This window comes from Shewanella sp. ULN5, assembly GCF_030731885.1.
In the GTDB taxonomy this organism is placed as follows: Bacteria; Pseudomonadota; Gammaproteobacteria; order Enterobacterales; family Shewanellaceae; genus Shewanella; species Shewanella holmiensis.
The window spans coordinates 21,944-35,978 of record NZ_JAPJEE010000011.1 but is presented as its reverse complement, the minus strand read 5'-3'; the positions used below and the strand labels follow the sequence as shown (position 1 = coordinate 35,978).

Below are 14,035 nucleotides of genomic sequence, written 5' to 3'. Positions count from 1 at the left end.
AGTATAGCTAACATAAAAATAAGCCCTTTGGGCACTTTGAGTGATGATAAAGGAGTAACCCTATGCACTTTAACGTGAAAGCGCTTTCGGTAGCGATTTCTATTGCATTAGTACCTGCTGCAGCGTTTGCAGATGAAGCTACCGATGCAAAAGTAGCAAAACTAGAACAACAAGTTCAGGCTTTACAAGCTCAACAAACCAAAAGTTTAACCGAAAAGTTTAACTTTAACGGCTTTATCAGTGGTGCTTACATCAGCTCTGATAATGATGCTGGTTATAACGGAGCCTCTTCTAGCGCTGACTTTTCTCAAGACAGCAAAATTGGTTTTCAAGGTACTTTCAATATCAGTAACCAGACTCAGGCTGTTTTACAGTTGATGATGAAAGGCGAAAATGATTGGGATGTCGAAGCAGAATGGGCTTATTTATCTCATCGTTTTGATAATGGAACCAAAATTCGTGGTGGTAAACTGCGCGTCCCCTTGTTTATGTATTCTGATTACTTAGATGTGGGTTATGCACAGCCATTTGCTCGTCCACCTACTGAAGTCTATGACCAAGTTCCTTTCTCATCCTACACAGGTGGTGATATTTCATACGATTTTGAATTTGAAGATTCGACATTAACCCTTCAAGGTTTTGGTGGTGAATCAACCGTGCCAAATAGCGATCTCGATTTATCAAACATCATGGGTGCCAATGTTTCTTGGACAGATCTTACATGGACTTTCCGAGCCGTATATGGTCAAACCGACTTAGATGGCGAAGCCAATGGTTTAATTATTGATAATGAACAAGCTGTATTCAACGGTTTGGGTGGCAGTTTCGACAATGGTTCTGTTATTGCTATTGCTGAATGGACTACCGTTGAAATTGATGGTTTATTATCTGACCACGCATCAGGTTATTTAACGGTTGGGTATCGAATTAAATCGTTTACCCCCTATGCTACTATTGCCTATGTTAAAACCACTGATGACGATGTCCGTTCTAATCTGCCACCACAATTAGCCCTACCACTTTCTCTTGGTTTAAATGAGAAACGTACAGCTTACAGTTTGGGTTTACGATGGGATGCCATTGATAATGTTGCAATAAAATTTGATTTAACCTATGCAACAGACTTTGGTGATACAAATGGAGGCTTAGAAACTAACCCTGTGATCAATCCATTCACTAAACAATTCCAATTCGATGATACTTTAGTGTATACCGTCAAATTCGATGCAGTATTTTAAAAAGGAGCGATGATATGAAAAAGTTATTCTGTGTATTCGCGCTCAGTTTAGGTGTTGCATTTACGGCCTCAGCAGGTGTAGTTGTTATTGGTAATAATGCTGCTGGTGATATGTCGATGTCAGATGCTAAAAAAGCATTTTTAGGCAAAGGCGATAATAGTTTAGTTGTGTATGAATTAGATGAAGGCAATAACACTCGCTCAGAGTTTCATAGCACTGTTACTGGTAAATCTGATGCACAATTGAAGGCATTTTGGTCTAAGCAGGTGTTTACTGGTAAAGGTAATCCACCAGCAACAGTCGCCTCAGCTGCTGCAATGAAAGCCGCTGTAGCATCAAACCCAAATGCTATTGGTTATATTGATGAAGCTGATGTTGATGGCACCGTGAAAGTCATTTTAAAACCTTAATCTTAATGGATTTAAGCCAAGTAATATTGGCCTTGTATCAAAGCGATGTAATGCAATTGTGCATTACATCGTTTTTTTTTTGTTACAAACTAAAGCTAAAAAAAATTTTAAAACCATTAAAATAATCCCTGAAAAATACACTAATAATATAGAAGGGAATAATAATGAAGGGCTTAACCCTCAAACCAATTGTCACAGCTGTTTCTTTGGCCATTGCATTAAGTGCCTGTTCAAGCAGCGACTCTAGCTTAGCGTTAAATTCAGCACAATCAAATGCCGAGCATCAAAATACGGCTGTGTCTCAACATGCTCATAATCCTTTTTTCAAACCGTATGATACTTTTTTTGGGATCCCGGATTTTGATAAAATTAAACCTGAACATTATTTACCAGCATTTGAAGCGGGTATTGCTGAGCAAAAGCTACAAATCACAAACATAGCTCAGAATCCGCAGCCTGCTACTTTTGCCAATACTATCGAAGCAATGGAATTTTCAGGAGATTTATTAACTAAGGTTATCAGTGTGTTTTATAACCTCACTGGTGCGCATACCAATCCTGAATTACAAGAAATCTCAAAAACAGTTTCACCGATGTTATCTTCAGCAAGCGATGATATTTTCTTAAATGATCGATTATTTCAACGTGTAAAATCGGTTTATTTACAAAAAGACGCACTGAATTTAAACGTGGCACAAAGCAAGTTATTAGAAGATACCTACAAATCATTTACCCGAGGTGGCGCAAACTTATCGGTTGCAGACAAACAAAAGCTGCGCGATTTAAACGAACAAATTGGTAAGTTAAACTTAGAGTTTGGTGATAATGTGCTTGCAGAAAACAACGCATTCCAATTAGTTATTGATAACAAGAAAGATTTAGCCGGCTTGCCTGATGACGCAATTAACACTGCAGCCCAAAAAGCCATTAAACTCGGTCATGAAGGTAAATGGGTGTTCACTATTCATCGCCCCTCAATTACGCCTTTCTTAACCTATGCCGATAATCGTCAATTGCGTGAGAAAATATACAAAGCCTACATCTCACAAGCCAATAACGATAATGCCCATGACAATAAAACAACCTTAGCTAAAATTGCGGCCTTACGCGCTGAGCGTGCAAAATTAATGGGGTATGAAACTCACGCCCATTTTGTACTTGAAAATCGAACAGCTAAAACCCCTGAAAATGTGTATGACCTTTTGAATAAAGTCTGGCCCGCCGCTTTAGAGCAAGCTAAAGCCGAAGCTAATGACTTACAAAAAGTGATTGATAGTGAAAATGGTGGCTTCAAGCTTGAAGCATGGGACTGGTGGTATTACTCAGATAAAATCCGTGTTGCTAGATATGACTTTAACGAACAACAAACAAAGCCTTATTTCTCACTAGAAAGCACACTTGAAGGTGTATTTTATACCGCCAATCGTTTATTTGGTATTATGGTTAAAGAACGCACTGACTTACCCAAATATCACCCAGATGTTCGCACTTGGGAAGTTTATGATAAAGATGGCAGTTTAATGGGTATCTTTATGGGTGATTACTTTGTCCGCGGTTCAAAGCGTGGCGGAGCTTGGATGAATGCTTATCGCCAGCAATACAACATGAATGGTGTAGAATCAAAGCCTATTATTGTAAACGTATTGAACTATCCACGTCCCGCCGCTGGTGAACCCGCCTTATTAACCTTTGACGAGGCTAGTACCCTATTCCATGAATTTGGACATGCCTTACACGGGTTATTATCTGATGTTAAGTATCGCTCTCAATCTGGGACTAACGTGCCAAGGGACTATGTAGAATTTCCTTCTCAAGTCATGGAAAACTGGATGACTCAACCTGAAGTACTGGCCCAGTTTGCTAAACACTATCAAACAGGTGAAGTGATCCCACAAGCGTTAGTTGAGAAGATTCAAGCGGCAAGTCAGTTCAATCAGGGATTTTCAACCGTTGAGTATATGGCTGCAACTTATCTTGACTTAGACTGGCATACCTTGAAAAGCAATGACATTCATAATGCGGCAGAATTTGAAAAAAATTCGCTAACTAAAATGGGCTTAATTCCACAAATTGCTCCTCGTTATCGCAGTACCTATTTCTCACATATTTTTGCTGGAGGCTATTCCGCTGGCTACTATAGCTATTTATGGTCGGATATTTTAGGTGCTGATGCCTTTGAAGCATTCAAAGAAAATGGCATTTTTGATAAGCAAACCGCAGATAAGTTCCGTCAATATATCTTATCTACCGGTGGTAGTGCAGATCCTATGTTACTTTACAAAGAATTCCGCGGTAAAAATGCTGGTATTGAACCGTTACTTCGCTCAAGAGGGTTGTTAGAAAAACACTAAACACCTCTGGATTGATCAAAAAAACATCACATCATTTGTGATGTTTTTTTTAACTGTTTTAAAATACATCAGTAACAAATTGATACGTGAAAAAACAAACTCACGTCACATTTACTTCATTGAAATTCGATATAATTTGCCCGCTTTAAAAATAAAAAACCAAAATATAATCATATGGTTGTTATTAAAGCAAGGGCAATATCGCCCTGGGGTCAAACAGGAAATATTTCAATGCATAACAAAAAAATACTTGCGATTATTATCGCTAGCTCACTCGGTTTATCAGCTTGCGGTAGCAACGATGATGACAGCGTCGGTTTAATTGAAGTGGATTTACGCGTGATGGAAACCACTGATCTTCATACTAACCTCATGGACTTTAACTATTATTCAGGTAAAAACGATCCCACTATCGGTTTAGCTCGTACCGCTAGTTTGATTAATGCCGCACGAGATGAAGTAACCAACTCAGTGTTAGTGGATAACGGCGATTTATTACAAGGCAGCCCAATGGGTGATTACATGGCTAGCGTAGGTGTAAATGACACTCACCCCGCTTACAAAGCGATGAACACACTGGAATATGATGTCGCGAATATTGGTAACCATGAGTTTAACTATGGATTAGACTTCCTCGAAAAATCACTTGAAGGTGCTGATTTTCCTTACATAAGTGCTAACGTAATCTGTGCAAATAAACAGGGATGTTGGAATGACATTCAATTTTCAGAGCCAATGTTCAGCCCTTATTTGATAAAAGAAAAAGTCGTTATCGACACCCAAGGTAATGAACATACCATTAACATTGGTTATATCGGATTTGTGCCACCACAAATCATGATTTGGGATAAAGCCAACCTTGAAGGTGAAGTTGAAACTATCGGTATTACCCAAGCGGCCAACAAATATGTACCCGAAATGAAAGCCAAAGGTGCAGATGTGATTATTGCGATCCCCCATTCTGGCATTGGTTCACCTGAAAACCCAGGCGATGCTTGGGCTGAAAATGCAACATTCGCATTGACCAATGTAGATGGCATTGATGCAATTATGTTTGGCCACAGTCATTCTATTTTCCCACATGCTAATTATGCAAGCTTGCCAAATACTGATGTCGAAAAAGGTCTATTAAATGGCGTGCCCGCGGTTATGCCTGGCCGTTGGGGAGATAATTTAGGGATTGTTGATTTAAAACTGCGTAAACAAGACAACCAGTGGGTGGTTATCCACGATGAATCACAAACAGAGGCCCGCCCTATCTATGATAATGCTAGCAAAACGCCATTGGTGGCTGGCGAAGACAGCATTCGTGATGCCATTGCAGCAGAGCACCAAGGTACACTTGAATATGTTAACCAACCAATAGGTAAATCTACCGGTGACATGTACAGTTTCTTATCATTGGTTCAAGACGATCCTACGGTACAAATTGTATCTGATGCCCAAATTGCTAACGTAAAAGCAAAATTGCCATCAGAATTAAAAGATTTCCCAATCTTGTCAGCCTCAGCACCTTTCAAAGCGGGTGGAAGATACTCAGAAGGGGATGCTGCTCAATATGTTATGGTAGAAAAAGGCGATCTAACCTATAAAAATGCTGCTGATTTGTATTTGTACCCGAATACTATGGTTGCAGTTAAAGCAAATGGTGCAGAGTTAAAAGATTGGTTAGAGTGTAGTGCAAATCAATTTAATCAAATCAATCCGAATATTACTGCGCCACAAAACTTAATCAATCGAGCTGGCCACCCAACATATAATTTCGATACTATCGATGGCGTGACGTACAAAATTGATGTGACACAACCATCTAAATTCGATCGTAATTGTAAAGTGGTTAATGCTGACGCTAACCGTATTGTAGATTTAACCTATACGGATACTGAGGGTAATTCATTTTCTGGCAATGAACTAGACGCAATGGAGTTTATAGTTGCTTCGAACAACTATCGCGCATTTGGCGGCGCATTCGCAGGAACTGGTCCTGAACATGTGATTTTAGAGCTTCCTGATGAAAATCGTGCCGCTTTAGCAGCCTATATCACTGCACAATCACAGCCAGATGGTAGTGGTGGTTATAACTCGGCGGTCAATCCGACCGCGGACTACAACTGGGACTTCAAAACCATCAACACATCAATTCAATTAGATGTGCGCTTTGAAACCCAAGACAGTGAATTAGCTGACACATTCATTCAATCTAATCAGCAACGTAAAATGGTCAAAAAACAGGTTGAGGGGACGATAGCCGGTTTTGCAATTTATAGTATCGATTTGCAAAATGACCCAGTAAGATAGTTTTGGATGTTACAAAGACCAATGCCCTACCTTTGTAGGGCATTATTTTACATTGGCTATACCGGTGCTATGATTAAGCACATCTTCCCTATTAGAATGTATGCACATGATTCATCATCTAAAATCAACTCGTTTTAAAATTTTTGCCGTTTTTTGTCTTAGCTTGTTAAGTATGAATAGCATGGCGCAAGTCGTTAGCTCAGCGCAAACCAACCCAACAGTTCAAAGTGACAATCATAACGCTCAAAAATGGACATTTATATTGGTTCGTCACGGAGAGAAGCAAACCGGCAGTGATCCTGAATTAAATGAGCAAGGCACACTAAGAGCGCAACGACTTGCTGATATGCTGCAACATATACCACTTGATAAAGTGTATTCCACAGATTACCGCCGCACTCAACTTACCGCCGAGCCTACGGCCAAAAACCAAAACTTAGCAGTGACGTCCTATGACCCAAGCGATCTTGCAGGATTCAGCCAAACATTAATGCAGCAACCTGGGCATTACTTAATTGTTGGTCATGGCAATACTATGATTGCATTAGCTAAAAAATTAAGCCAGTTAGATGATTTTGACAAAATGAATTACACCGAAGACTATGATCGTTTGTATTTTATTGAAGTCAATATCATTGATGGTAAAAGAACAAATTCAGTGTATCGATTCAGTTATTAATCTTGGCACAGCTTGTGACATCTGATTGCGAAAATAATGGCGTTTCAATGTAAACGCCATTTTTAATATCTCACTTTTTATCTCAACAAAAATTTATCCATTTAAACTCAATGTACCTGCAGATTACAAAGTCATAATTCAATCATTATTTAGTTGCATAGAGTTAGGCTTCGCTAGGACGCTTTGCTAATAATGATCTACTTTAGTTAAATTGATTTATCTATCCCAGGAGGATGAATGTCAAAAATTCTTGCTTGCCACCTTTATGATTATATTGAAGTCATCTGCTTATATCGGTACTCCGTATTGATAACGCTCATTAATGGTCAACAGATTAATGGGGTCTTCAACACCACAGGTTTTACTGCTACGCCGATAAAACAAGAGGTCATTTACGGCAAACAGATTAATGGTGTTGATATCGAAGTCATACTGACCGACATAAAGTCAATAAAGGTATTAAATGAAAATGCACAATTTAGTATTGTGCATTTCTAGTTTTTCCAAGTGAAGTGTCAAGGCCTAACTATTCAAGATCAAGGGGCGCATTTTTTTCATTATGGTGTGGCCAAGCATTAATAACGGCTTTGACTAACGAGGCTAATGGAATAGCAAAAAATACTCCCCATACTCCCCATAAACCACCAAAGACCAGTACCGCGGCAATAATCATTACTGGGTGTAAGTCCACAGCATCGCTGAATAATATAGGCACTAACACATTGCCATCTAATGCCTGAATAATGCCGTAGCCTAACATCAAATAACCGAACTCAGGTCCTATTCCCCACTGCACAAACGCGACTAATGCAATGGGTAATGTCACTAAGGTTGCACCAACGTAAGGGATCAATACTGATAATCCAGTTAACACCCCTAGTAGTGCAGAATAACGTAAGCCCATCACAGCAAAAAACACATAGCTCACAACGCCAACGATAATAATTTCCATCACTTTACCGCGAATGTAATTAAAAATCTGTTGATCCATTTCAAACCAAACTTTACTGGCCAAGCCGCGATTTGCAGGAAAAAAACGTTTACTTCCTTGAATTAATTCATGTTTATCTTTTAAAAAGAAAAACACTAATAATGGCACTAAAATGGCGTATACCATGAGCACAAGTAATGAGGCAGAAAAACCCAGTAACTGTTTACCAAAATCTAACAGGTGCTGAGTATCAAGTAGCTTTTTAAGCTCATTAATAGAAGCATCTATTTGTTCTACACTGATAAACTTTGGATAATCACGGCTAAGATCTCGAATGACTAGCATGCCCTTATCTAACATACTGGGTAAATCAGCAACTAAACTTACTCCCTGACGCCAAATGCTTGGCATTAAAACAAGAATAAGAATCAACATTAAGCCGAGAAAAGCGACCAATACTATCGAAGCGCCAGCGGTGCGATTAATGCCTAATTTTGACATTTGAGCAACGGGCCATTCTAATAAAAAAGCTAACACTAATGCCACAAGCAGTGGTGCTAGCAAACTAGCGCCAAAATAAAGGGTTAAGGTTATACCAACAAGAATAAACACTAATGTAATCGCTTGTGGATCACTAAAACGGGTTTTGTACCATTCCTTTAAAAACTCTAACATTGCAAAACCTTGTATAAATGAAGAAAAATTAACCTAACATAGGCCTATTTAGTGATATTAATTGCCATTGTGCGTTTATCTTGTTGCAATAGACTGACATGAAAACCGTTTTTTTCAGCCCAAGCGGGAACATCTTTGCAAGAACCAGGGTCTGACAGTAAAACTTTCAATGTTTCGCCTTGTGGCAATTGCTTTAATAACAGTTTTACCTGTACTAAAGGATATGGACAACGATACGTCGTTAAATCTATCAGTTTCATAATAATTTACGTTTAATAAACTGACGCTATTATCCTTAGTTGCATAGCAAACCACAAGCTAACAGAGTAAACTCTTGTGCGGTTTTCTCTACATAATAATCAGCGTTAAGGGTGTCGTTTGAGTAAATTATCTTTCACCACTAAATCATTGCTAAACATGAGTAAAACCTTTATTGCCAGTGCGGTTTCTGTTTTATTTGTGGCCAACATTGCCAGTAGTTTTGCCAATAGTGACTTACCCGATCTAGGAACGGCTGCGGTTAATACATTCAGCCTTGAAAAAGAAATGGTCTATGGTGATGCTTATATGCGGGTTATCCGCTCATCAGCACCAGTATTAAACGATCCCGTGTTAAATCAATATTTATCAGAGTTAGGAAATAAGCTTGTTGCCCACGCAACTGGGGTTAAAACCCCTTTTTACTTTTTTTTACTCCGAAACGATGAAATTAACGCCTTTGCCTTTTTTGGCGGCCATGTGGGTGTTCATACCGGGTTATTTCTCAATGCTGATTCAGAAAGTGAACTAGCATCGGTGTTAGCGCATGAAATCACCCACGTTACCCAACGTCATTTAGCGCGCTCTTTAGAAGCCCAAGAAAAAAGTTCCACGGCAACCATTGCTGGGTTATTAGGGGCGATATTATTAACCATCGCCGCACCGCAGGCCGGTATGGCAGCTTTAGCAACGACACAAGCCTTAGCTACACAATCAAAAATAAACTATACCCGTTTACATGAAAAAGAAGCTGACCGCATCGGTATGCAAATTCTAGTAGAAGCCGGATTTGATCCCAATGGCGCAGCCGATTTTTTTGCTGAGTTAGCAACCCGTTATCGCTTTACCACTACCCCACCGCAAATGCTGCTAACTCACCCATTACCTGAATCACGTATTACTGATGCCCGAAACCGAGCGGCACAATATCCAAACAGGTATATTCCCGATAACTTAAATTATCAACTTGCCAAATCGCGTATTCAAGTGCGTTTTTCAAGCTTTAATGATGAAGCGGCGCTTTCGTTATTTGAAACGCAACTTAAAAAGCACTCTTATGCATTTAAAGAATCTGCATTATACGGCAAAGCATTAGCGCTATTCCGCCTAAAAAAATATGAAGAATCTGAAGCTATTATCGATACATTAATCAAACAAGATGACAATAACTTATTCTATATCGATACTAAAACAGACTTACTTGCCCAGCGTAAAGCATTTGACGATGCCATTGTACTGCTTGAAGCACAGCGTAAACTCAAGCCGACATCTCAGGTGGTTAATGCCAATTTAGCCAATATTTACGTTGAGTCAGGTTCACCTAAAAAAGCCATCCCTATGTTAGAAGAACTGATATTTTTAGATAAACAGAATATACTCCCATACCAAATCATGACAGATGCGTACCGTAAAATGGGCAATAAAGCCTTGGAATATTATTCTAATGCTGAAGCGATGGCATTGGCAGCTGACTATAAAGGTGCTATTGACCAATTAAATTATGCATATCGGCATTCTGAAGGTCAGCAACTGCAAATTGCGCGTATCGAAGCGCGTATAAGGCAATTTCGTGAGGCTGATAGAAACTTAGAAGCGCTTAAATAACCCGTGTTCAAGACAAAATGAAAGTTGATACTATGACAAAAATAACTATTTTACATAATCCTCGTTGTTCTAAAAGCCGTGAAACCCTAGCCTTAGTGCAAGGTAAGTCAGATAATATCAGCGTGTTAGAATATTTAAAAAATCCCCCTTCAGTAGATGAAATTACTCATATCCTCACTTTACTAGGATTAACCGCCCGCCAATTAATGCGAACGAAGGAAACCGAATATAAAGATTTAGGTTTGCAGAATGCCAACTTGACGGAAGCGCAACTCATTCAAGCAATGGTTGATACGCCTAAACTGATTGAGCGTCCTATTGTGTTGGCAAATGGCAAAGCGGCTATTGGCCGTCCTCCTGAAAGCGTTTTAGCAATAATTGAGTAGCCATAGATGACGACCCACAGCTTATTTCAGCTTTGCCGCACAGGCTATATCGCCCTAGTATTATTGTTAACCGGATGGTTTATTCAACAAGGTCTTGAGGGAACCTACTCTTTAGCCTTCAATCTTATTTGGATATTACCATTGTTAATGCCTTTAAAAGGGGTTATTAAAGGCAATCCTTATACCTATGCCTGGGCAAGCTTTATTCTTTGCTTGTATTTACTGCATGGTCTTACTTTAGTTTACGTCACTGAAGATGCATTAGTCTTTGCAGTCATTGAATCTGTACTTATTTCTGCACTACTGGTTGGTTTTCCTTTTTATGCCCGTAAAAGAGGCCGGGAATTAGGCTTAGGTCTAAAGAAAAAATCAGAAAAAACAAACTAATATACACTTTAATTAGACATGATAAAGCGCCATAAAGGCGCTTTTTTAATCTTGTCGCAGTTAAAAATGCCATGCTATAGTTAATTGATAATAATCATAGGAATTAACACATGGTATTTAGTCGCAACATAATCTCACTTCTTGTTACAGCCAGCTTGCTCACTGCATGCGGTGGCGGCTCAGATTCAGCGGCTACACCAACTCCGCCACCCGATAATAACTTACCGGCTTCTCAATGTGATAACCCTGTACAATGGGCTGTTGTAGAAACCACTGACAACATCGCTTTTTTAACGGAGTTAACTTATCACACCAACCAACCAGGAGTGATTATTGCCCAACTGACAGAAAACAAATCCTCTGGAATGGTGTTTACATGGCAACAGGTTGCTGGTGATGGTTTATCATTAATTAACAATAAGTCGCCAGTATTAGGCTTTACCGCAGCAAATAGCGGTGAATATCAATTTAAATTGACCGTCACCGGAACTGGTCAAAATATTACTCAATTTGTGACGATTAATGTTATTAATGTTATTAATGATCAACAGTCTAGCCTTGCAGTGAATAGCGACCATCAGGTGGTTGAAGGAAATAATGTCAGTGTAAGATTGGCCCGCATTAATGGTGAGATGCCAACCAATATCGATTGGTGCACCTATTCGGGTGATAATGTAAATTTAGATTTGTCCAATACTGAGCGCCCATTATTTGTCGCACCTAATGTGGATCAAGATACCGTTATTTCAATCAGAGCTTCAGCTGAGTTTAATGGCCAAACAGTCACTGATGACGTCCATATTCTCGTCACGAATGAAGCCAATATTACGTCCCCCTATTTCGATACCCCATTAGCACGCACTTATGCGTATAAATCCAACTCAGTTTATAGTGATCAAATAAGCAAATGCACTTATTCAAATACACTTAACAACAGTTGCAGCATTTCACAACTGCCACTGATAGGACAACAGACGACAACCCCCACCATAAGCGACATTATGGACAGAGTTGTTGTATCACATGATTGGATGGGGCGTAACTTTGAGCTGTTTTTGCAACAGCAAGATCCACATGGCGACTTTATCACCCTATTACAATCTGTTAGTGCAATCGTTATTAGCTACGATATACGCCCTTCTTTTTACTGGGTAGTCACTGGGGCAATATATCTTGACCCAGAAAATTTATGGCTTACCCCTTCTGAGCGTGACAGTATTAATGAAGCACCTGATTATCGAAGTGATTTTGGTAATGATTTGCAGTTTTTAATGCCTTGGCGTTATGTAAAAAACAATCAATATGCATATTCATCATATCCCTACGAAAACCGCAGTAATCGCACTATTGAAGACTTTACACCGCGATTAGCCTCGTTGCTTTATCATGAATTAGCCCATGCTAATGATTTTTTTCCGCGCAGTGTTCATGCTGATATTCAAGGCCCGACATTATTAGATGTTTTTTATAAGCGTACCAATAACAAAGCACTAATATCTGATCAGCTTAGTAATTTATCACCTCTGCAAAGCAGCGAAATGTATGGTTTAGCGAATGTCAGCTTTAAAGGTGAAATAGCCAATGCAACCCAGAAATCATATGTACCAAGTGACGTAACTAGCTTCTTTAAACCTGATCACGCTTCAGACTATTATGCTTATTCTTCAACAAGAGAAGATGTCGCCATGTTATTTGAAGAAGCTCTAATGAGTCATAGATATACTATTTTACGTGATGTTGCAGTTACCGATGCACCTGAAAATGCATCAGGATCGACGATAACCGTTAATTGGGGGCAGCGGGGACGAATTGGCGAATCAACTATCAAACCTCGAGCCGAATTTGTCATTACAGAAATACTACCTGAAGTGGATAGCGCTAACTTAATAAATAATTTGCCTGCACCTTTAGCACTCACTCCTGGAAGGTCATGGCTAGAGAACTTAACTTTAATATCAAATAATGGCTTTGCACCACAAAAAGTCAATCACGTTCAACAGGATATAAGTTTGCACGAAAGACCGTTAGAGCTTAGCGGCAGTCAGCATAGATAGTACATAAGGAAGATGATATCAATGGATAACCTAACCCAGTAGGGTTAGGTTATTACAATCGGAGCATTTCTTTAATAAAAGGTATCGTTAATTTACGTTGATGTACCATTGATGCTTTATCTAATTTATCAAGTACGTCAAATAGTGTTCTCAAGTCTCGTGCCATGCGTGTCAGTAAGAATCGCCCGACTTCATCAGATAACTGTAACCCACGCATTGCTGCACGTCGCTGCAAGGCAACTAATTTTTCATCATCAGCCATTGGCTGCAAATGATAGATTAACCCCCACTGCATACGAGAGACTAAATCAGGTAACGCAAAACTTGCTTCTATTGGCGATGCACTCGCACTCACAATTAAGCGGCAGTCTTGTTGTTCTGCTATCCGATTATATAAATGAAACAGCGCTTCTTCCCAAACTGGATGACCAGCTACCGCATCGATATCATCGATGCAGATTAAGTTTAAGGCCTCAACACCTTCAAACAGTGCGGGTGAAATACTGGCATGAATACCTAATGGCACATATAGAGAACGTCGGTCTAAATCATTAGCATGTGCACATGCAGCATGCATCAAATGAGTTCGTCCAGATTTTTGCGGACCATATAAATACAAAGATGAGGTCAGATTCCCCTCAGCACAAGCTTGAAGCTTTTGGATCAGTTCATCGTTACCTGACGCAGGATAATAACTATTAAAAGTTTCATCATCAGGTAAATAAACGGGCAACGATAGTTGGCGTGGAGAGGATTGGGTCAC

Annotated in this window: 13 protein-coding genes; 10 read left to right on the top strand and 3 right to left on the bottom strand. The window is 39.5% G+C overall.

The genetic code is table 11. The annotated features are described in order from the left end of the window. Nucleotides 1-62 precede the first annotated feature (62 nt). The 6 genes from ORI98_RS11730 to ORI98_RS11705 all read left to right on the top strand — a co-directional run bounded on the left by ORI98_RS11730 (nucleotide 63) and on the right by ORI98_RS11705 (nucleotide 7,474). A complete protein-coding gene (locus ORI98_RS11730; protein WP_306135325.1) occupies nucleotides 63-1,238 on the top strand; it encodes a hypothetical protein in 1,176 nt (391 codons plus the stop codon). Nucleotides 1,239-1,252: 14 nt separating this feature from the next. After that, a complete protein-coding gene (locus ORI98_RS11725; RefSeq protein ID WP_306135324.1) occupies nucleotides 1,253-1,648 on the top strand; it encodes a phosphate ABC transporter substrate-binding protein in 396 nt (131 codons plus the stop codon). A gap of 164 nt (nucleotides 1,649-1,812) precedes the next feature. After that, nucleotides 1,813-3,999 carry a M3 family metallopeptidase gene (locus tag ORI98_RS11720; protein ID WP_306135323.1) on the top strand — a complete coding sequence of 729 codons (2,187 nt, stop codon included), beginning with the start codon at nucleotides 1,813-1,815 and terminating at the stop codon, nucleotides 3,997-3,999. A gap of 231 nt (nucleotides 4,000-4,230) precedes the next feature. After that, complete coding sequence (locus ORI98_RS11715; RefSeq protein ID WP_261296731.1) at nucleotides 4,231-6,297, top strand: bifunctional 2',3'-cyclic-nucleotide 2'-phosphodiesterase/3'-nucleotidase; 2,067 nt, start codon at nucleotides 4,231-4,233, stop codon at nucleotides 6,295-6,297. A gap of 181 nt (nucleotides 6,298-6,478) precedes the next feature. After that, nucleotides 6,479-6,976 carry a histidine phosphatase family protein gene (locus tag ORI98_RS11710; RefSeq protein ID WP_261296732.1) on the top strand — a complete coding sequence of 166 codons (498 nt, stop codon included), beginning with the start codon at nucleotides 6,479-6,481 and terminating at the stop codon, nucleotides 6,974-6,976. 237 nt (nucleotides 6,977-7,213) lie between these two features. Then, nucleotides 7,214-7,474 carry a Rho-binding antiterminator gene (locus ORI98_RS11705; RefSeq protein WP_261296733.1) on the top strand — a complete coding sequence of 87 codons (261 nt, stop codon included), beginning with the start codon at nucleotides 7,214-7,216 and terminating at the stop codon, nucleotides 7,472-7,474. Between the two features lie 28 nt (nucleotides 7,475-7,502). On the opposite strand, the gene ORI98_RS11700 is transcribed toward ORI98_RS11705, so the two are convergent. Then, complete coding sequence (locus tag ORI98_RS11700; RefSeq protein ID WP_261296734.1) at nucleotides 7,503-8,582, bottom strand: AI-2E family transporter; 1,080 nt, start codon at nucleotides 8,580-8,582, stop codon at nucleotides 7,503-7,505. A gap of 44 nt (nucleotides 8,583-8,626) precedes the next feature. After that, on the bottom strand, nucleotides 8,627-8,842 hold the full coding sequence (locus tag ORI98_RS11695) for a sulfurtransferase TusA family protein (protein WP_261296735.1): 216 nt from the start codon (nucleotides 8,840-8,842) through the stop codon (nucleotides 8,627-8,629). Between the two features lie 157 nt (nucleotides 8,843-8,999). Here ORI98_RS11695 and ORI98_RS11690 point away from each other — a divergent pair, with 157 nt between their 5' ends. The 4 genes from ORI98_RS11690 to ORI98_RS11675 all read left to right on the top strand — a co-directional run bounded on the left by ORI98_RS11690 (nucleotide 9,000) and on the right by ORI98_RS11675 (nucleotide 13,272). Beyond that, on the top strand, nucleotides 9,000-10,445 hold the full coding sequence (locus ORI98_RS11690) for a M48 family metalloprotease (RefSeq protein ID WP_306135381.1): 1,446 nt from the start codon (nucleotides 9,000-9,002) through the stop codon (nucleotides 10,443-10,445). A 32-nt stretch (nucleotides 10,446-10,477) separates the two neighbouring features. Further along, nucleotides 10,478-10,831 carry an arsenate reductase (glutaredoxin) gene (arsC, locus tag ORI98_RS11685; RefSeq protein ID WP_306135322.1) on the top strand — a complete coding sequence of 118 codons (354 nt, stop codon included), beginning with the start codon at nucleotides 10,478-10,480 and terminating at the stop codon, nucleotides 10,829-10,831. Between the two features lie 6 nt (nucleotides 10,832-10,837). Continuing rightward, nucleotides 10,838-11,218: a DUF2069 domain-containing protein gene (locus tag ORI98_RS11680; RefSeq protein WP_306135321.1), complete on the top strand. Its 381-nt coding sequence runs from the start codon at nucleotides 10,838-10,840 to the stop codon at nucleotides 11,216-11,218. A gap of 110 nt (nucleotides 11,219-11,328) precedes the next feature. After that, complete coding sequence (locus tag ORI98_RS11675) at nucleotides 11,329-13,272, top strand: hypothetical protein (protein WP_306135320.1); 1,944 nt, start codon at nucleotides 11,329-11,331, stop codon at nucleotides 13,270-13,272. Nucleotides 13,273-13,324: 52 nt separating this feature from the next. On the opposite strand, the gene hda is transcribed toward ORI98_RS11675, so the two are convergent. Next, the gene (hda, locus tag ORI98_RS11670) at nucleotides 13,325-14,035 is read right to left on the bottom strand and encodes a DnaA inactivator Hda (RefSeq protein WP_261296739.1); all 711 of its coding nucleotides are present in this window, start codon (nucleotides 14,033-14,035) and stop codon (nucleotides 13,325-13,327) included.

Excerpts from the sequence above, each read along its gene's own strand:
- ORI98_RS11730 (WP_306135325.1), top strand. The coding sequence starts at position 63 with ATGCACTTTAACGTGAAAGCGCTTTCGGTAGCGATTTCTATTGCATTA.
- ORI98_RS11725 (WP_306135324.1), top strand. The coding sequence starts at position 1,253 with ATGAAAAAGTTATTCTGTGTATTCGCGCTCAGTTTAGGTGTTGCATTT.
- ORI98_RS11720 (WP_306135323.1), top strand. The coding sequence starts at position 1,813 with ATGAAGGGCTTAACCCTCAAACCAATTGTCACAGCTGTTTCTTTGGCC.
- ORI98_RS11715 (WP_261296731.1), top strand. The coding sequence starts at position 4,231 with ATGCATAACAAAAAAATACTTGCGATTATTATCGCTAGCTCACTCGGT.
- ORI98_RS11710 (WP_261296732.1), top strand. The coding sequence starts at position 6,479 with ATGGCGCAAGTCGTTAGCTCAGCGCAAACCAACCCAACAGTTCAAAGT.
- ORI98_RS11705 (WP_261296733.1), top strand. The coding sequence starts at position 7,214 with ATGTCAAAAATTCTTGCTTGCCACCTTTATGATTATATTGAAGTCATC.
- ORI98_RS11700 (WP_261296734.1), bottom strand. The coding sequence starts at position 8,582 with ATGTTAGAGTTTTTAAAGGAATGGTACAAAACCCGTTTTAGTGATCCA.
- ORI98_RS11695 (WP_261296735.1), bottom strand. The coding sequence starts at position 8,842 with ATGAAACTGATAGATTTAACGACGTATCGTTGTCCATATCCTTTAGTA.
- ORI98_RS11690 (WP_306135381.1), top strand. The coding sequence starts at position 9,000 with ATGAGTAAAACCTTTATTGCCAGTGCGGTTTCTGTTTTATTTGTGGCC.
- arsC (WP_306135322.1), top strand. The coding sequence starts at position 10,478 with ATGACAAAAATAACTATTTTACATAATCCTCGTTGTTCTAAAAGCCGT.
- ORI98_RS11680 (WP_306135321.1), top strand. The coding sequence starts at position 10,838 with ATGACGACCCACAGCTTATTTCAGCTTTGCCGCACAGGCTATATCGCC.
- ORI98_RS11675 (WP_306135320.1), top strand. The coding sequence starts at position 11,329 with ATGGTATTTAGTCGCAACATAATCTCACTTCTTGTTACAGCCAGCTTG.